The organism is Streptomyces sp. NPDC058052 (assembly GCF_042885515.1).
GTDB lineage: Bacteria > Actinomycetota > Actinomycetes > Streptomycetales > Streptomycetaceae > Streptomyces.
Map to the genome: position 1 here is coordinate 139,494 of NZ_JBHVRX010000003.1, position 17,845 is coordinate 157,338.

Below are 17,845 nucleotides of genomic sequence, written 5' to 3' on the forward strand. Positions count from 1 at the left end.
TACGCGGAGCCCCTCGCGCGGGGCGGGCTGTTATTCGAGCAGCTCCGCGTACGAGCCCATGGCCAGGGCGATGTCCGCCTGGGCCCAGAACCGGTGGTAGGTGAAGACGGGGGCGGCGCCGCCCGCCAGGTACGCCTCGATCTTCGGCCAGGCCGGGTCGTCCTGGTAGAAGGAGCGGATCGAGGCGAAGGTGGAGGTGCCGTTCACCGTGTCGCCGTTCGGCATCGCGCCGGTCCAGCCGGTCGGCACGTACACCGGGTCGTCGAAGCGGTGGTAGTCGGCGCGGGTCTCCTCCACGGCGATGCCCAGCGGGTCCTGGTGGTGGTCCCACATGCCGTCGAGGAGGGCCTTGGCGACCCGCTTGGCCTCCGCGTGGCCGGACTTGGCCGCGTAGTAGGTGAGGGTCTTGGCGTAGGCGGCGGCGACGCCGACGTCGTTCGTGTAGTCGGCGACGGTGACGTGCAGGCCGGCGTTGGCGCCGGGGTCCGCCGCGTTCCAGGTGTCCGGGGCGCCGGACCACTGGAGGGTGGAGGGGATGCGGAAGGTGCCGTCGGGGTTGACCGTGGTCTTCGACAGCGCCCAGGAGACCCACTTGTCGAGGACGGTCTTCGCCTCGGCGTCACCGGTCTGCTGGTAGTACTCGGCGACCCGCTCCATCGACCACGCCTGGAAGCCGAACCACTGGTTCGACGCCGGGTCGTGGTAGACGGGCTTCTCGTCGTAGTACATGCCGTGGAAGGTCGGCGTGCCGGCCGGCGGGGTGGCGTAGCGGCCCTGCCAGCTGTTGGTGGCGCCGCCCGCGATCGCGCCCTCGTCGGACTGGAGCCAGCGGTAGAACTCCAGCTGCCGGTCGAGGCTGGTGGCCCAGTCCGCCTGCCCCGTCGCCGACTTGGGCTTGAGCGGGGCGTAGGCGCTGAGCGCGTAGGCGGCGAGCGGGTTCTGGTAGCCGCCGTGGGCGTGGCTGGAGCCGATCCGCCAGGACCAGCCGGCCGAGGTGTCGACGGCGCCGCCCCAGGCGTAGTACCAGGACATCAGGTAGTGGGAGCTGTTCTTGCCGGTGCCGGCGGGGCAGGCGGTCGGGCCGACGCAGTCGCCGACCTTCTTGAAGTACTTGTCGAACATGGCGTACCGCAGGTAGTCGCCCATCTTGGCGGCCTTGCCGACGGTGGTGGAGACCTGCGCGCCCTTGCCCTGCTGCTTGGCCCAGAGGTCGGCCCAGTAGGCGGCCTGGACGGCGCGGGCGTCGGCGTCGGGGGCGTTGGTGTACTTCCACTGCTTGGCGTAGGAGGCGTCCCCGGTGAAGAGGTCGAGGTAGCCGTTCTTCCCGCCGTAGGTGAAGTTGTCGCAGGTCGGGTGGGTGACGGTCTCCCAGACGGACTCCTGCGGACCGCGCTGGAAGGTGTTGATGTACGAGGGGCCGGTGGCCGCCGGTCCCGCGGAGCACTTCCCGGGCTCGTTGCCGAAGCCGTAGACGTTGTCGACGTCCTGGATCCAGTGCATGCCGTAGATGTCGTCGGTGCCGTAGGCGCTCTTCAGCTCGGCGGCGATCGGGTCGGAGCCGGAGGTGACGCCGGAGTCCAGCTTCGCCGGGTACTGCGAGGGGAGGTCCCACTCGGGGGCGTAGGTGGCCGGCTTCGAGGCGTTGTAGGCGGAGTTCGTCGGCTGGTCCGCGTGGGTGGGGATCATGTACTTCTCCATGGTGTCCCACGCGCCGTTGAACCTGGCCCAGTCACCGGTGATCTTGCCGTACATGGCCTGGAGCCAGATCAGGTAGCTGTACGCCTCCGAGGTCGTCTCGTGCCCGTGGTCGGGGGCCTCGACGATCAGGGTCTCGACGGAGTGGTACGGGATGCCCTCGGGCGAGAAGTAGCCGTTGGCGGGGTTGGTGATCTTCCCGTACAGGTCGAGGAAGCGGGCGTCGTAGGTGGAGTCCGCGGCGAGCTGGGTGGCCTGGATCTCCGCCGCGGCGTGGTTCGGGGCGGTCGCGGTGAAGACGGCGGTGCCGGTGCCGGTGGCCGCCGCGGTGACGGTCACCTTCTGGGCGGTGTTCCAGTTCGCCGGGGTGAAGGTGAGCGAGGCCGGGGCGGCGGTCAGGCCGGTGTTGCCGGAGGTACGGGCCACGGTGACCGTGACGTTCGCCGTCGGGGCCGCCGACAGCTTGAGGTCGAAGGTGCCGGTGGCGCCCTGGCGGACGGCGAGCTGTCCCGGGGTGGCGACGAGCGCGGGTCCCGCGGCCACCGTGATGCCGACCGGCGCGGACTCGGCGGAGGTGCCCCGGTTGTCGTACGCCTTGGCGTAGACGGAGTGGGCGCCCGCGGCGAGACCGGCCGCGCTGTGCGTGAAGGGCGCGGCGGTGTCGGTACCGAGCAGGGTCGTGTCGCTGTAGAACTCGACCTTGTCGACGGTGGCGCCGTCGGCCGCGGCGGCGGTGGCGGCGAGCGGGACGGCGTCGCCCGCGGCGTAGACCGCGCCGGCGGCGGGGCTGGTGAGGACGGCGACCGGCGGCTGGTGGGCGCCGGCGCAGAGGGTGCCGTTGACGGCGAAGTCCGCGGGGGCGGCGTTGGTGCCGCTGTACGTGAACTGGCCTCCGGCCGTGACGGCGGCGCCTGCGGCGACGGTGCCGTTCCAGCCGGCGCTGGTGACCGTGACGTTCTTTCCGGACTGGGACCAGACGCCGTTCCAGCCGTTGGTGAGCTTCTGGTCGCCGGCGTGGGAGTAGGTGAGGGTCCAGCCGTTCAGGGCTTCGGATCCCCGGTTGGTCAGGGTGAGTTCGGCGGTGAAGCCCGAACCCCAGTCGTTGGTTCTGTAGTCGACGCTGCACTGCACGGCGGCGGCCTGCGCGGTGCCGGCGCCGGCACCGGCGGCCAGGAGGCCGAGGGGGAGGGAGAGTGCTGCGGTCAGGGCGGTCAGGTGCCTGCGCGGGCGGCGTGGTCTCAGGCGTGGCATGCGGGTGGGTCTCCTCGCGGCTCGGGAGGTCGGGGTGTGCGAAGAGCGGGCCGTACGGAGTGCGTCGAGCGGGTGGCGCGAAGGGCGCCGAGCGGGCCGTACGGGGGGTGCGTGAACAAGCCGTGAACCAGTGGGAGCGCTCCCACTGTGCAAGCGTGACGCAACCACGTCAAGATGCGTGAAGAGTCGAAGGCAAGCGACGAGGAATTTCCTCAACTCCTCTTTTGCTTGGCCGCGGTTGACGCTACGGTCTGCCCCGACCAGTGGGAGCGATTCCATCCAGTCGGCACGCCGTAGGGGGCGTGCCCTCGCTGTGAGGACTCGCTCATGCGACATCCCCCCCGTCTCACCGCGCTGCTCGCAGGAGCAGCGGTCGCGATGGCGAGCACCGCGCTCGCCGTCGTGGGTACGGCCACAGGAGCCGCGGCCGCACCCGTCTGCACCGTGGAGTACTCGGTCACCAACCAGTGGACCGGAGGCTTCCAGGGTGCCGTCACCGTCACCAACGGCAGCACGGCGCTGAACGGCTGGAGCCTCGGCTTCTCCTTCCCGGCCGGCCAGCAGGTCAGCCAGGGCTGGGGCGGCAAGTGGACCCAGTCCGGTGCCGCGGTGACCGTCGCCAACGAGAGCTGGAACGCCCAGCTGGGCGCCGGCGCGAAGGTGACGGCGGGCTTCATCGCCTCGTGGGCGGGGGCCAACACGGCCCCCATCGCGTTCACGCTCGGCGGTGCGCCCTGCACCGTGGACGGGCCGACGGCCCCGCCCACCACTCCCCCGACCGATCCGCCCACGACTCCCCCGACCGACCCCCCGACCACACCACCCACCACTCCCCCGACCACCCCACCCACCTCCCCGCCGCCGACTCCGGTCACCGGGGCGCCCGAACTCTCCGTCACCGGGAACAAGTTCACCGACCAGAACGGCGCGGTCCGCCGCCTCCTCGGCGTCAACCGCTCCGGCGGCGAGTTCATGTGCGTCCAGGGCTACGGCATCTGGGACGGTCCGGCCGACGACGCCTCCGTGAAGGCGATCGCCGACTGGAAGGCCAACACGGTCCGCATCCCCCTCAACGAGGAGTGCTGGCTCGGCCTCGACAACGTCAAGCCCGAGTACCGGGGCACGCACTACATCGACGCCGTGAAGGACCTGGTGACCAAGGTCCTGGCCCACGGCATGACCCCGGTCGTCGAACTGCACTGGACCCACGGCCAGTACACCGGCAACTCCTCGGGCTGCGGCGACGTGCACGCCACCTGCCAGAAGCCGATGCCGAACGCCCAGTACACCCCGGCGTTCTGGACCTCGGTGGCCGACACCTTCAAGAACGACGAGCGCGTCGTCTTCGACCTCTTCAACGAGCCCTATCCGGACCGGGCGACCTCCACCGCGACCCAGGCGTGGACCTGCTGGCGCGACGGCGGAACCTGCCCCGGCATCGGGTACGAGGTCGCCGGCATGCAGGACCTGGTGGACGCGGTCCGCGCCACGGGAGCGAAGAACCTCGTCCTCGTGCCCGGCCTCGCGTACTCCAACGACCTCAGCCAGTGGCTGACGTACCGCCCCACCGACCCGGCGCAGAATCTGGGCGCCGCCTGGCACGTCTACAACTTCAACACCTGCTCCACCGAGACGTGCTGGAACGACACCCTCGCCCCCGTCGCCGCGCAGGTCCCCCTGCTGGCGGGCGAGATCGGCGAGAACACCTGCGGACACGCGTTCATCGACCGCGTCATGAAGTGGTTCGACGACCGCGGGCTCTCGTACCTGGGCTGGACCTGGAACACCTGGAACTGCAACTCCGGTCCCGCGCTGATCAGTTCGTACGACGGCACACCCACCGCGTTCGGCATCGGACTGCGCGACCACCTGCGCGCGGTCACCCCGTGACGCACGTCCGCCCCGCGCACCCCGCACATCCCCCGCACACCTCCCCGAAAGGAACCCCCACCCCCATGAGCCGCACCAGCCGTACCGCCCTCCTGGCGGCCCTCGGCCTCGTCACCGCGACCGGAGCCACGGCCACGGTCTTCGGCGCCACCGCCGGCGCAGCCACCCCCGGCTGCAAGGTCGACTACAGCATCACCAACCAGTGGAACACCGGCTTCGGCGCCAACGTCGTCGTCACCAACACCGGCGACCCGGTGACCGCGTGGACCCTGGAGTGGACCTACGGCGGCAACCAGCAGGTCACCCAGGGCTGGAACGCCACCCTCACCCAGTCCGGCGCGGCCGTCACCGCGAAGAGCCTGTCCTACAACGGCACGCTCGCCACCGGCGGTTCGACCTCCTTCGGCTTCAACGGCTCCTACAGCGGGACCAACGCCGTCCCGGCCACCTTCAAGCTGAACGGCGTCACCTGCAACACCGCCACCCAGCCGACGGACCCGCCGACCACGCCGCCCACCACCCCGCCCACGACGCCGCCGACCACCCCGCCGCCGGCCGGCACGAAGGCGGACAACCCGTACGCGGGCGCCAAGGTGTACGTCAACCCCGAGTGGCGCGCCAAGGCCGCGGCCGAGCCCGGCGGCACCAAGATCTCCGACCAGCCCACCGGCGTCTGGCTGGACCGCACCGCGGCCATCGCCGGCGTGAACGGCGGCATGGGCCTGCGCGCCCACCTCGACGAGGCCCTGGTCCAGAAGGGCGGCGGCGAGCTCGTCGTCCAGCTGGTCATCTACAACCTGCCCGGCCGCGACTGCGCCGCGCTCGCCTCCAACGGCGAGCTGGGCCCGACGGAGATCGACGCGTACAAGACGCAGTACATCGACCCGATCGCGGCGATCCTCGCCGACCCGAAGTACGCGGGTCTGCGGATCGTCACGACGGTGGAGATCGACTCCCTCCCCAACCTGGTCACCAACGTCGCCGGCCGGCCGACCGAGACGGCCAACTGCAACGTCATGAAGGCGAACGGCAACTACATCAAGGGCGTCGGCTACGCCCTCAACAAGCTGGGCGCGATCTCCAACGTCTACAACTACGTCGACGCCGGCCACCACGGCTGGCTCGGCTGGGACTCCAACTTCGGCCCTTCCGCGGAGCTGTTCAAGCAGGCCGCGACCGCCGAGGGCTCGACCGTCTCCAACGTCCACGGCTTCATCGTGAACACCGCCAACTACAGCGCGCTGAAGGAGGAGAACTTCAAGATCACCGACAGCGTCAACGGCACCTCCGTGCGCACGTCGAAGTGGGTCGACTGGAACCAGTACGCCGACGAGCTGTCCTACGCCCAGGCCATGCGCGACAAGCTGGTCTCGCTCGGCTTCGACAGCAAGCTCGGCATGCTGATCGACACCTCCCGCAACGGCTGGGGCGGCACCGCCCGGCCCGCCGGCCCGGGCGCGCTGACCAGCGTCGACACCTACGTGAACGGCGGCCGCTACGACCGCCGCATCCACCTCGGCAACTGGTGCAACCAGTCCGGCGCCGGCCTCGGCGAGCGTCCCCAGGCGGCCCCCGCGGCCGGCATCGACGCCTACGTCTGGATGAAGCCCCCGGGCGAGTCCGACGGCGCCTCGAAGGAGATCCCGAACGACGAGGGCAAGGGCTTCGACCGCATGTGCGACCCGACCTACACGGGCAACGCCCGCAACGGCAACAGCATGTCCGGGGCCCTCCCCGAAGCCCCCATCTCGGGCCAGTGGTTCTCCGCCCAGTTCCAGGAGCTCCTGAAGAACGCCCACCCGGCGCTCTGACCCTCCCCCCGGCGCGGCCACCGCGCCCGGCCCGGCGGGGCCGGGCCCGGTGGCCCGGGGAATCCGGAGACGCGGCCACAGACGCAGCCGGACGAGTCCGCGAGGACCCGTCCGGCTGCGTCCGTTCCCCCCGTCCCTCCCGGGCGCCAGGCCCCGCCGCCGGCACGGCGGCCGGGCGCACCCGCGGGCCGCCCCGGCGGGGCCGCCTCAGCAGGATCCCCGCACCACCAGCTCCGTCGGCAGGACGCGCTTCGGGACGGGTTCCAGGGTGCCGGCGACGTCGTCGAGGAGCATGCGGGCCATGGTGCGGCCCATCTCCTCGATGGGCTGGCGGACGCTGGTGAGGGGCGGGTCCATGAGGCGGGCCACCGGGGAGTCGTCGACGCCGACGAGGGCGACGTCCTCGGGGACGCGGCGGCCGGCCTCGCGAAGGGCCGCGCGGGCCCCGGCCGCCATCACGTCGGAGGCGGCGAAGACGGCGTCCAGGTCCGGGCGGCGTTCGAGGAGGCCGCGCATCGCCGCGCGCCCGCCGTCCTCGGTGAAGTCGCCCGCGGCGACCAGGCCCTCGTCCGGGGCGTGGCCGGCCTCGGCGAGGCCCGCGCGGTAGCCGCCGAGCCGGGCGCGGGCCACGTACATGTCCAGGGGCCCGGTGACGGTGGCGATGCGTTCCCTGCCGCGGCCGACCAGGTGGGCGACGGCGGCGCGGCCGGCGCCGATGTTGTCGGAGTCGACGTACGGGACGGATTCGGCCTCGGAGCGGCGGCCGTTCATGACGACCGGGATGCCGAGCTCGCGGACGCGGTCGGGGAGCGGGTCGTCGCCGTGGACGGAGGCGAGGAGGACGCCGTCGACGCGCTGGGCGGCGAGGTACTGCTCGAAGCGCTGGCGCTCCTGCTCGCTGCGGACCAGGGTCAGGAGGAGCTGCTTGTCGGCCTCGGCCAGTTCGGCGCTGACGCCGCGGATCAGGTCGAGGAAGTAGGGCTCGGCGAAGAGCCTCGCCTCGGCCTCGGGGATGACGAGGGCGACGGCGTCCGTGCGGCTGCCCGCGAGCGCGCGGGCGGCCTGGTTCGGTACGTAGCCGAGTTCGGCGACCGCCCGGGCCACGGCGGCGCGGGTCTGTTCGCTCACGCGCGGGGAGCCGTTGATGACCCGTGAGACGGTGCCCCGGCCGACCCCGGCGCGGGCCGCGACCTGCTCCAGGGTGGGTCTGCTGTTCTGCCGTCCGTTCACCGTCGCCGTACTCCCCTCGTCGGACCTCGTGCCGCTCACCAGGGCCGCGGCGGGGGCGGGCCCTCCGACGCAGCGGAGCGGCCGTGCCGGAGGAAGGTGCCCGTGAGGGGCCACACCGGGATGGGAGCGCTCCCACCCTAGAGCACCGCGCTCCCGCCGCGCCACGCGTGCGTTCAGGAGATGACGTGAAGACCCGGGCCCCGGCGGCCCGAAACCCGCCGAACACCTTCCGGTAACGAATCCGCGTTCATGTCTTGACACCCCCACCCCCCCGGCGGCAACCTTCCGGCAACGACGTGGGAGCGCTCCCATCAGGGCGCGAGACAGCCTGCATCAGGTCCCGGCAGGGCCCGCCGAGCCGCGAGCAGCCGGCCGGACCTCTTGGCGCACAACGAGCACCACCTTGGACGAGGAGAGTGGAATGCGCACTTCCAGCAGCAGACGCGGACGCCGCACGGCCGCCGCGGCGGTCGCCGCAGTGGTGACCGGCACGGTCCTGCTCACCGGTTGCGGAAGCGACAAGGACGACGAGGCGGGGAAGGACGGCGGCAAGATCACCCTGCGCGTCGGCACCTTCGGTTCGTTCGGCTACGACAACAAGACCGGCGCGAAGCTCTACGCCGAGTACGAGCGGCTCCACCCGAACATCAAGATCGAGGAGTCGAACGTCTCCGACGGTCAGAAGTACTGGGACACCCTGAAGCTGCGCCTCTCCCAGAACAGCGGCGTCGCCGACATCCAGGCCATCGAGGTCGGCTACATCGCCGAGGCGACCGGCCCGACCATGGCCGCCAAGTGGCTGGACGTCGTCAAGGAGGGCGGCGCCGACACCTCCAAGTTCCTCGACTGGAAGGTCAAGCAGGCCACCACCGCCGACGGCAAGGTCATCGGCCTCGGCACCGACATCGGCCCCATGGCGGTCTGCTACAACAAGGACCTCTTCGCCAAGGCCGGGCTGCCCACCGAGCGCGACGAGGTCGCCAACCTGTGGAGCGGCGACTGGTCGAAGTTCCTCACGGTCGGCGAGACGTACAAGAAGAAGGCCCCCGCCGGCACCTCCTTCCACGACTCCGCGAGCGGCCTGTTCAACGCGGTGCTCTCCAGCGACCCCGTCCAGTACGCCGACTCCAGCGGGAAGCTCGACTGGGAGAACAGCCCCGGCGTGAAGAAGGCGTGGGAGCTCGGCGTCAAGGCCGCCGAGGGCGGACTCACCGCCAAGCTGCGGCAGTTCGACGAGGCGGGCACCTGGAACGCGGCCTTCAAGAACTCGAAGTTCGCCACCGTCGCCTGCCCGTCCTGGATGACCGGCATCATCAAGGACCAGGCCGGTCCCGCCAACCAGGGCAAGTGGGACATCGCCGCGCCCCCCGTCGCCGGCAACTGGGGCGGCGCCTTCCTCGGCGTGCCCAAGGCGAGCAAGCACCCGAAGGAGGCCGCCGAGCTCGCGGCCTGGCTGACCGCTCCCGAGCAGCACGCCAAGGTCTTCGCGGTGAACGGCAACATCCCGTCCTCCAAGGACACGCTCCTCTCCCCCGCCGTGCAGAACGCCAAGCTGCCCTACTTCGGCGACACCCCGGTCGGCAAGATCTTCTCCTCGGCGGCGGCCGGCATCACCCCCGCCGTCATCAGCCGCTACGACGGCCAGGTGAAGACCTTCCTCACCGACAACGGCATCCTCGACATCGAGCAGCGCGGCACCGACCCGGCCAAGGCATGGGAGAACGTCAAGAAGCTGGTCGACGACAAGATCCAGCAGTAGCGGGGACCGCGTGCCGGCCCGCCGCCACCTGCCGGCGGCGGGCCGGCACCGTCCGCACCACCGCACGCATCGACCTGGAAGGACGCCACCCGTGGCCACCTCCGTACGGGCGACGCAGGACGGCACCCCGCCGCCCGCCGCACCGCCCTCCCCGCCCGCCCCGCGCGGCCGGCGCCGCCGCTCCGGCCCGGGCGGCTGGCGCAGCACTCTGTACCGCTGGGACGTCAAGGCGATCCCGTACGTCTTCATCACCCCCTTCTTCCTCACCTTCGCCGCCTTCGGCCTCTTCCCGCTGATCTACACGGGCTGGCTGTCGCTCAACCGGGTCGAGCTCGGCGGAACCGCCGAGTGGAAGGGCCTGGAGAACTACACCGACCTCGCCACCAGCGAGTTCTTCTGGAACGCGCTCCTCAACACCTTCACCATCGGCGTCATCTCCACCGTCCCGCAGCTGCTGATGGCCCTCGGCCTCGCCCATCTGCTGAACTACAAGCTCCGCGGCCGCGGCTTCTTCCGGGTCGCCGTCCTCGCCCCGTACGCCACCTCGATCGCGGCGGCGACCCTGGTCTTCGCCCAGCTCTTCAACACCGACTACGGGATGATCAACAGCGTCCTGGACTGGGCCGGGATCGGGCCGGTCGACTGGAAGAACTCCAAGTGGCCGGCGCAGATCGCGATCTCCGTCATCGTCACCTGGCGCTGGACCGGGTACAACGCGCTGATCTACCTCGCCGCCATGCAGGCCGTGCCGCAGGACCTCTACGAGGCCGCCTCGCTGGACGGCGCGTCCCGCTGGCGCCAGTTCATCAGCGTCACCATCCCCTCCATCCGGCCGACGATCTTCTTCACGATCATCGTCTCGACCATCGGCGCCACCCAGCTCTTCGGCGAGCCGATGCTCTTCGGCGGCAGCGTCGGCATCAGCGGCGGCAGCGGCCACCAGTTCCAGACGCTGAGTCTCCTCATGTACGAAAAGGGCTGGATCACCGGCGCGCTGGGCTCCGCCTCGGCGATCGCCTGGGTCATGCTGGCGCTCCTGCTGCTCGTCGGAGGCATCCAGGCGCTCGTCTCCCGCCGCAACCGCAAGAAGCTGGGGGACTGACCATGGCCCGCACCCTCGACACCTCCGCGCCCGTCGAGCCCAAGACGGCCGGGGAACGCCCGGCGCGCCGCCGCTTCCGCCAGACGGCGGGCCGGCAGCACCACGCGGGACCGCTCACCTACGTCCTGCTGATCGTCGCCACGGTGGTCTCGCTCTTCCCCCTGTACTGGAACGTGGTCGCCGCCTCGCACACCGGCGACCGCGTGGTCCAGGCCCCGGCCCCGCTGCTGCCCGGCTCCCGCCTCCTCGACAACCTCAGCTTCGCCTGGGACCAGGTCGACATGGGCGCGGCGCTGATCAACACGACCGTGGTGGCGGGCCTGGTGGCCGCGTCCACCGTCCTCTTCTCCACCCTCGCCGGATTCGCCTTCGCCAAACTGCCCTTCAAGGGCCGCGGCATGCTGCTCTCGCTCGTGGTCGCCACGATGACGATCCCGCCGCAGCTCAGCGTCATCCCGCTCTACCAGATCATCACCGACCTCGGCTGGTTCGACCAGCTCCAGTCGGTCGTCCTGCCCTCGCTCGTCGCGGCCTTCGGCGTCTTCTTCATGCGCCAGTTCCTGGTCGAGGCACTGCCCGTGGAGCTCGTCGAGGCGGCCCGGATGGACGGGGCGCACAGCCTGCGGATCATCTGGCACGTGGTCTTCCCGGTGGCCCGCCCGGCCATGGCCGTGCTCGGCATGCTCGTCTTCGTCCAGGCGTGGAACGACTTCTTCTGGCCGTTCATCGCGCTCACCCCGGACGGCAACCCGACCCTCCAGGTCGCGCTGGCCGGCCTCGGCGCGGGCAACCACACCGTCGACCACGCGATCGTGCTGACCGGCGCGCTGATATCGACCGTGCCGCTGCTGCTGGTCTTCGCCTTCCTGGGCAAGCACATCGTGGGCGGTATCACCGCCGGCGCGGTCAAGAGCTGACCGGCCCCGCCCCTCCTCCGTACCGCATCCCTCTCGGCTCCGTCCGGGTCCGCCGCAGTCGCCGGACCCGGACGGGCCGCCCCGTACCCTGCGTTGGGAGCGCTCTCCTATGACCGCGTCCGAAACCCGGCCGCTCACCGCCGTCCGCCAGTTCCCCTCCGACTTCCTCTGGGGCGCGGCCACCGCCGCCTATCAGATCGAGGGGGCGGCCCGCGAGGACGGCCGCACCCCCTCCATCTGGGACACCTTCTCGCACACCCCCGGCAAGGTCTTCGAGGGCCACACCGGCGACGTGGCCGTCGACCACTACCACCGGTTCCGCGAGGACGTCGCCCTCATGGCCGAACTCGGCCTGAACGCCTACCGGTTCTCCGTCTCCTGGTCCCGCGTCCAGCCCACCGGCCGGGGCCCCGCCGTCCAGAAGGGCCTGGACTTCTACCGGTCCCTCGTGGACGAGCTCCTCGCCGCCGGCATCGAGCCCGCGCTCACCCTCTACCACTGGGACCTGCCCCAGGAGCTGGAGGACGCGGGCGGCTGGCCCGAGCGCGCCACGGCCGAGCGGTTCGCCGAGTACGCGGGGATCGTCGCCGACGCCGTCGGCGACCGCGTCAAGCGGTGGACGACGCTCAACGAGCCCTGGTGCACCGCCTTCCTCGGTTACGGCTCCGGTGTGCACGCCCCCGGCCGCACCGACCCGGTCGCCTCGCTGCGCGCCGCCCACCACCTCAACCTCGGCCACGGGCTCGCCGTCCAGGCGCTGCGCGCCTCCCTGCCGACGGACCGTCAGATCGCGGTCTCGCTCAACCTGCACGAGGTGCGGCCGCTCAGCGGCTCCGCCGAGGACCGGGAGGCGGCCCGCCGGATCGACGCCGTCGGCAACCGGGTCTGGCTGGGCCCGATGCTGGAGGGCGCCTACCCGGCGGACCTGATCGCCGACACCCGGCACCTCACCGACTGGTCCTTCGTCCAGGACGGCGACGCGGCGGCGGCGAACCAGCCGCTCGACTTCCTCGCCATCAACTACTACGCGCCCACCCTGGTGGCGCACGTCGCCGACGGCGAGGAGAAGCCGCAGGACGACGGGCACGGCGACAGCGCCCACTCGCCCTGGCCGGGCGCCGACCGGGTCGCCTTCCACCGGGCGCCGGGCGAGCGGACGGCGATGGGCTGGCCGGTCGACCCGACCGGCATGTACGACCTGCTGCGCCGGACCGCCGAGGCGTACCCGGACCTGCCGCTGGTGATCAGCGAGAACGGCGCCGCGTACGAGGACGTGGTCGGCGAGGACGGCGGGGTCCACGACCCCGAGCGCACCGCCTATGTGCACGCGCACCTGGAGGCGGTGCACCGGGCGATGGCCGACGGCGTCGACGTCCGCGGCTACTTCCTGTGGTCGCTGCTCGACAACTTCGAGTGGGCGTACGGCTACGCGAAGCGGTTCGGCATGGTCCACGTCGACTACGACACCCTGGAGCGCACCCCGAAGACGAGCGCCCGCTGGTACGCGGGCGTGGCCCGCTCGGGCGGGCTGAACGCGCCCGACGCGGTCTGAGCGGCGGCGTGACGAAGGGCCGTGCCGGGTCACCGGCACGGCCCTCAGGTGTTCTTGAGGCTCGATCAGATGTCGACGACGCGGTAGCCGATGACATAGACGCCGCCGGAGCCCTCGACGCTGCGCCACTGGGTCTCGGCGCCGGCCTCGCTGCCGGTGACGAGCGTGGCGCCGAGCTTGTCGTCGCCGCCGAAGGTGTCCTTGTCCCAGAGGGTCAGGGTGCGGGCCTGCTCCTTGCCGAGGATGAGCGCGGCGTTGCCGTTGCCGTCCGCCATGGAGCGGACGTAGCCGGAGCCCATCGTCTGGTAGCCGATGCCGTTGCCCGGCCAGACCTTGACGGCGTTGCCGTTGGCGTCGGTGATCTTGAGGTACGCCTCGTCGTGGTCGCCCTCGCTGTTCTTCTGGCAGTGCAGCTCGACGAGTTCGATGCGTACGTAGTCGATCGGCTCGGCGTGGGCGGTGCCGGCGAAGGCGGCGAGGCTGCCGAGCCCGAGGAGGGCGGTGGCGGCGATGCGTGCGACGCGGTTCTCGCGCATGGTGTGTCTCCCCCGAAGGTGTGCGTACGTCCTGGTTCTTCCGTGCCGTTCCCCCGGCACGTCCCTCACTCTGCCGCCCCTCCCCCGCCCCGTTCTACGCGCGTTCCGCTCAACGGAACCCGTTCCGGGGCGGGTTGGGGAGCGCGGTGGTCAGGGGGCGAGCGCGGCGGACGGGATCGCGCGGTGCGGTACGCCGCGGGCCAGGGCGCGGCCGAGCGCGGCCCCGGCGTCGGCGACGGAGTCGGCGAGCGCGTCGAGCCGCCGCCCGGCCGGCACCATCGCGGCGAGCGCGGCGACGGTCCGCCCGTCCCGGCCCCGGACGGGGAAGGCGGCGCAGCACACGCCGTCCATCACGTCCTCGCGGTCGAGGACGGGCCCGCCCCGCAGCGGGCCGCGCAGGGCGAAGCCCGCGGCGGTGTCGAGCCGGAACGCGGTGCCGTCGCGCACCGGCACCAGCGGCTCCAGCTCGCCCGGGGCCGAGGCGACGACGATGGCCTGGTCCTCACGGAGCACCGCGAGGACGACGCTGGCGCCGGTCGCGGCGCGCAGCCGCTGCACCGGCAGGCGGGCGGCGATCCGCAGCCCCGGGTGCGGCTCCCACGCCTGGCCGAGCCGGTAGAGCTCCGGTCCGACGCGGTAGCGGTTGCCGCGCCGTTCGACCGCGCCGACGGCGACGAGCTGGTCGAGCAACCGGTGGGCGCTGCCCTTGGGCACCCCGCAGGCGAGGGCGAGTTCGGTGACGCCGGCCTCGTCGCCGCACCGGCGCAGCGCGTCGAGCAGGGCGAAGGCCCCTTCGAGCACGCCCCGGCCGCGCCCCGGCCGGTCCGCGGACGCGGTCCGCTCCTGGCCGTCGGGTCTCGGACTGGTCCCCTGGTCCATGGGTCGTTCTCCCCCTGTCTCCCCGCCCGGCCGGTGTCCCCCGATGGCACGGCTGCGGGCGCCCGTCCACGATGCCGCAGACCCGGACGAATCACCTAAGGGTTCGGCGCCGGTGCGTCGCGGCCCGGCCGCCGGGGCCACGGTAGGCTCCCCCGCCGTGACTCCCGTACGACTCCGCCGCCGCGCCGCGCTCGCCGGTGCCGCCCTGTGCCTCCTCCTCGTGGCCGCTCCCGCGCCGGCCCCCGCCGCGGCCCCCGCCGGCGCACTGACGGTGATCGCCCACCGGGGCGCCTCGGCGGCGGCGCCCGAGAACACGCTGGCCGCGGGCGAGGTGGCACGCCGGAGCGGAGCGGAGTGGATCGAGAACGACGTCCGGCCGAGCCGGGACGGGGTGCCGTACGTGATGCACGACGCGACCGTGGACCGGACGACCGACGGGACGGGTCAGGTGCGCGCGCTCTCCTCGGCACGGCTGGACGCGCTGGACGCGGGTTCCTGGTTCGCCCCGGCCTTCGCGGGCGCCCGGGTCCCGACGCTCGCCGCGCAGCTGGCCGATCTGCGGGAGCGGGGCGGCCGGCTGCTCCTGGAGGTGAAGGGGCCGCACTCCGAGGCGGAGGTGGCGCGGATCGTCCAGGAGGTGCGCGGACAGCGGATGACGGAGCGGGTGGTGGTGCAGAGCTTCGACGTGGTGTCGCTGCGGTACGCGCGGGAGCTGGCGCCGGAGCTTCCGCGGGCGCTGCTGCGCGACCGGCTCGACGCGGATCCGGTCGCGGTCGCCCGTGAGCTGGGCCTCGCCTCGTACAACGTGTCGGACGAGGCGTTGTCCGCGCGGCCGGGCGTGGTGGCGGAGCTGCACGCGGCGGGGGTGACCGTGCACGTGTGGACGGTGAACGACCCGGCGCGGTGGCGGGTGCTCGCCGGGTTCGGGGTGGACGGGGTGATCACGGACCGTCCGGCGGAGCTGGCCGGGTGGAACGCGGCGCGGGCCGCGGACGGCTGAGGGCCGGGCCCGTCACGGTGGACGGACCCGGCCCGGTGACCGGCCGCGCAGGGGATCAGACGCGGTCGGCTGCGATCAGCACGTACTGGAAGGAGCCGTCCTTGTACGACTCGATGAACGCCTCCTCGATGCCGGTGACCAGCGACGAGGTGGCGCGCAGCTCCCAGTAGGGCAGCGTGTCGGGGGTCAGGTCGATCACGGCCTGGGGCACCAGACGGTGATCGGCCATCGCCTTGAGGTACTCGCGGCGCGAGTGGATGTTGCACTCGAAGTGGGCGTTGATCTGGGAGACCCACTTGGAGGGCTGGCCGTACTTGGGGTTCCAGCAGCCGGTGATGGTGACGTAGCGGCCGCCGACCTTGAGGAAGCGGGAGTGCTCGGCCATCAGGTCGTCCAGGTCGACGTACATGCTGGACTCGTTGTTCCAGGAGGCGGTGATGCTGCCCTTCTCGAACGGGGTGTCGAGCATGTTGCAGACCTGGGCGCGGACGTGGCCGTCGATGCCCAGCTCGCGGGCGCGCCTGTTGCCGAACTCGGCCTGGGTGGAGGAGAGGGTGACGCCCTCGACCTTGCAGCCGAACCGCTGGTGGGCCATGACGCTCGATCCGCCGCGGCCACAGCCGGCGTCGACGAGGGTGTCGGCGGCGGTGACGGTGCCGAGGTGGTCGAGGAGGACCTCGGCCTGGGCGGACTCGAGGCGGTGCAGCTCGGCGATGAGCTTCTTCTCGTACGCGCTGTCCTCGGGGGTGCCGAGGGAGGCGTGGTCGACGGCGCCGATGCCGTAGTGGTGGTGGTAGAGGCCGTCCACGTCACCGAGGCGCAGGTTCACGGGCCGGGCCTCGGCGTTCCAGTAGCGGGCGATGTCGCCCTGGTACGGCGTCGCCGGGCCGGGGATGATCGCGGACGCGTCGGTGGAGGTCAGCTCGGTGGTCACAGAGGAATCCATTTCTTGGTGGAAGTCGTCTACCAGAAGTCGGGCAGGCTGTAGCGGAACGTGTTGGTCTGGTGCCAGTAGTGATTGCCGTCGACCCAGGTGGCGACGCCCTTGAGGAAGCGCAGCACGGTGGGGACGGGGAAGGCGGCGGCCACCTCGGCGGCCGCGGCCTCGAAGGCGTGCATGAGGTCGTTGTGGACCTCGACGGCCTTGAGGTAGGCGTCGCGCTCGGAGAGCTTCTCGCGCTCCGCGAGCACCACCGGCAGGTTGAGGTGGACGCCGGGGCTGGCGAGCTCCTTGGTGTAGGAGTACAGGTCGTTGACGATGGTCGTCGCGTTGCCCGCGAGGGCGATGACCCGCTGCGTCTCCGGCCGGGCGTGCAGGTCCGCCGGCAGTTCGTAGCCGCCGACGGTGTCCGTGATGGTGGGGCAGGGGCGGAAGTTGTTGAACTGGCGCATGGCCAGGTACTCCCACACCTCGGGCATGTGGCCGGTCTCGGCCCAGGCCGCCTCGGCGAGGTAGCCCATGTGGAGCCGGGCCATGTCGTGCCGGAAGCGGTCGGACTGGGAGGGCGAGGCCGCGCGGACGAAGTACTCCATGGCGGAGCGGTAGGCGCGGCGCGGGGCGTCCGAGCCGAGCGACTCCGCCCACGCCGGGGCGTACTCCGTGGTCGTGTGGAGGGCGTCGAGCGCGGTGTGCGCCATGAGCAGGCGGCCGCCGAGTCCGATCGGCGAGCCGCCGTGGTCCTCGCAGTAGCAGTCGTCGACGGCGTTCTCCGCGACCATGAGCCGGGTGGCGAGCATCACGTGGTCGACGGTCGGGGCGTCGGGGTGGCAGGCCACCATGTACCGCCCGACGGAGAAGCCGTCGAACTGGCCCTCCCACTCGTCCGGGTAGAGCTGGACCTCGTCCACGGCCCAGTCCTTGATCCGGCGGCTGACCTCGTCCACGCGGGCGGGGTCGGGGTCCGGGACCGGGTGGAAGTAGAGGCCGGGGATCGGCCGGCCCTCCACCGCCGGGACGTCGGCCGGCTCCCCCGCCGGGACGGCGGGCGGTTCCGCCGCCGGTGCCGGGAGGGTGTCCGGCACCGGGAGGGGTGCCGGACGGGCGAACGAGACGCTGGTCGCGCCGAGTCCGCTGGGTCCGCCGGGGATCCAGCGGGGCGCGGCCGGCGGCGCGGGCGCCTCGGCGGCCGGACCGGCGAGGGCCCGGTCGAGGACGTCGGCCCCGAGGCGGGCCGCCGCCGCGGGCAGGTGCGCCGGCAGGGGGGAGAGCCCGGGGTCGGGCAT

At 72.1% G+C, this 17,845-nt stretch carries 13 protein-coding genes; 7 read left to right on the top strand and 6 right to left on the bottom strand.

Annotation, left to right across the window (positions count from 1 at the left end):
* Window positions 1–30 precede the first annotated feature (30 nt).
* Window positions 31–2,946, bottom strand: a complete 2,916-nt coding sequence (locus ACFVU3_RS05395; RefSeq protein WP_390063869.1) for a glycoside hydrolase family 48 protein — start codon at window positions 2,944–2,946, stop codon at window positions 31–33.
* 327 nt (window positions 2,947–3,273) lie between these two features.
* On the opposite strand from ACFVU3_RS05395, the gene ACFVU3_RS05400 reads away from it, so the two are divergent.
* A complete protein-coding gene (locus ACFVU3_RS05400) occupies window positions 3,274–4,836 on the top strand; it encodes a cellulase family glycosylhydrolase (protein WP_390063871.1) in 1,563 nt (520 codons plus the stop codon).
* Between the two features lie 65 nt (window positions 4,837–4,901).
* A complete protein-coding gene (locus ACFVU3_RS05405; RefSeq protein ID WP_390063872.1) occupies window positions 4,902–6,647 on the top strand; it encodes a glycoside hydrolase family 6 protein in 1,746 nt (581 codons plus the stop codon).
* Window positions 6,648–6,854: 207 nt separating this feature from the next.
* Here ACFVU3_RS05405 and ACFVU3_RS05410 read toward each other — a convergent pair whose 3' ends face one another.
* Complete coding sequence (locus ACFVU3_RS05410) at window positions 6,855–7,877, bottom strand: LacI family DNA-binding transcriptional regulator (protein ID WP_390063873.1); 1,023 nt, start codon at window positions 7,875–7,877, stop codon at window positions 6,855–6,857.
* Window positions 7,878–8,298: 421 nt separating this feature from the next.
* Here ACFVU3_RS05410 and ACFVU3_RS05415 point away from each other — a divergent pair, with 421 nt between their 5' ends.
* The 4 genes from ACFVU3_RS05415 (at window position 8,299) to ACFVU3_RS05430 (ending at window position 13,207) form a co-directional block, all read left to right on the top strand.
* Window positions 8,299–9,636, top strand: a complete 1,338-nt coding sequence (locus tag ACFVU3_RS05415; RefSeq protein ID WP_390063874.1) for an ABC transporter substrate-binding protein — start codon at window positions 8,299–8,301, stop codon at window positions 9,634–9,636.
* A gap of 91 nt (window positions 9,637–9,727) precedes the next feature.
* Window positions 9,728–10,738 carry a carbohydrate ABC transporter permease gene (locus ACFVU3_RS05420; RefSeq protein WP_390063876.1) on the top strand — a complete coding sequence of 337 codons (1,011 nt, stop codon included), beginning with the start codon at window positions 9,728–9,730 and terminating at the stop codon, window positions 10,736–10,738.
* Between the two features lie 2 nt (window positions 10,739–10,740).
* Complete coding sequence (locus ACFVU3_RS05425) at window positions 10,741–11,655, top strand: carbohydrate ABC transporter permease (RefSeq protein WP_390063877.1); 915 nt, start codon at window positions 10,741–10,743, stop codon at window positions 11,653–11,655.
* A gap of 109 nt (window positions 11,656–11,764) precedes the next feature.
* Entirely contained in the window at window positions 11,765–13,207 is a 1,443-nt protein-coding gene (locus ACFVU3_RS05430) for a GH1 family beta-glucosidase (RefSeq protein ID WP_390063878.1), read from the top strand.
* A gap of 65 nt (window positions 13,208–13,272) precedes the next feature.
* On the opposite strand, the gene ACFVU3_RS05435 is transcribed toward ACFVU3_RS05430, so the two are convergent.
* On the bottom strand, window positions 13,273–13,743 hold the full coding sequence (locus ACFVU3_RS05435) for a hypothetical protein (protein ID WP_390063880.1): 471 nt from the start codon (window positions 13,741–13,743) through the stop codon (window positions 13,273–13,275).
* Window positions 13,744–13,893: 150 nt separating this feature from the next.
* On the bottom strand, window positions 13,894–14,622 hold the full coding sequence (locus tag ACFVU3_RS05440) for an IclR family transcriptional regulator (RefSeq protein WP_390063882.1): 729 nt from the start codon (window positions 14,620–14,622) through the stop codon (window positions 13,894–13,896).
* A gap of 157 nt (window positions 14,623–14,779) precedes the next feature.
* On the opposite strand from ACFVU3_RS05440, the gene ACFVU3_RS05445 reads away from it, so the two are divergent.
* Window positions 14,780–15,622, top strand: a complete 843-nt coding sequence (locus ACFVU3_RS05445) for a glycerophosphodiester phosphodiesterase family protein (RefSeq protein WP_390063883.1) — start codon at window positions 14,780–14,782, stop codon at window positions 15,620–15,622.
* A 55-nt stretch (window positions 15,623–15,677) separates the two neighbouring features.
* Here ACFVU3_RS05445 and ACFVU3_RS05450 read toward each other — a convergent pair whose 3' ends face one another.
* On the bottom strand, window positions 15,678–16,556 hold the full coding sequence (locus ACFVU3_RS05450) for a geranyl diphosphate 2-C-methyltransferase (protein ID WP_390063885.1): 879 nt from the start codon (window positions 16,554–16,556) through the stop codon (window positions 15,678–15,680).
* A 29-nt stretch (window positions 16,557–16,585) separates the two neighbouring features.
* Window positions 16,586–17,845 (bottom strand): family 2 encapsulin nanocompartment cargo protein terpene cyclase, encoded by a 1,260-nt coding sequence (locus tag ACFVU3_RS05455; protein WP_390063887.1) that lies wholly within the window; start codon window positions 17,843–17,845, stop codon window positions 16,586–16,588.

What these genes read in the sequence shown, in the direction of transcription:
- ACFVU3_RS05395 (WP_390063869.1), bottom strand. Translation starts at nt 2,946, where the DNA reads ATGCCACGCCTGAGACCACGCCGCCCGCGCAGGCACCTGACCGCCCTG.
- ACFVU3_RS05435 (WP_390063880.1), bottom strand. Translation starts at nt 13,743, where the DNA reads ATGCGCGAGAACCGCGTCGCACGCATCGCCGCCACCGCCCTCCTCGGG.
- ACFVU3_RS05440 (WP_390063882.1), bottom strand. Translation starts at nt 14,622, where the DNA reads ATGGACCAGGGGACCAGTCCGAGACCCGACGGCCAGGAGCGGACCGCG.
- ACFVU3_RS05425 (WP_390063877.1), top strand. Translation starts at nt 10,741, where the DNA reads ATGGCCCGCACCCTCGACACCTCCGCGCCCGTCGAGCCCAAGACGGCC.
- ACFVU3_RS05455 (WP_390063887.1), bottom strand. Translation starts at nt 17,845, where the DNA reads ATGCCCGACCCCGGGCTCTCCCCCCTGCCGGCGCACCTGCCCGCGGCG.
- ACFVU3_RS05415 (WP_390063874.1), top strand. Translation starts at nt 8,299, where the DNA reads ATGCGCACTTCCAGCAGCAGACGCGGACGCCGCACGGCCGCCGCGGCG.
- ACFVU3_RS05400 (WP_390063871.1), top strand. Translation starts at nt 3,274, where the DNA reads ATGCGACATCCCCCCCGTCTCACCGCGCTGCTCGCAGGAGCAGCGGTC.
- ACFVU3_RS05405 (WP_390063872.1), top strand. Translation starts at nt 4,902, where the DNA reads ATGAGCCGCACCAGCCGTACCGCCCTCCTGGCGGCCCTCGGCCTCGTC.
- ACFVU3_RS05430 (WP_390063878.1), top strand. Translation starts at nt 11,765, where the DNA reads ATGACCGCGTCCGAAACCCGGCCGCTCACCGCCGTCCGCCAGTTCCCC.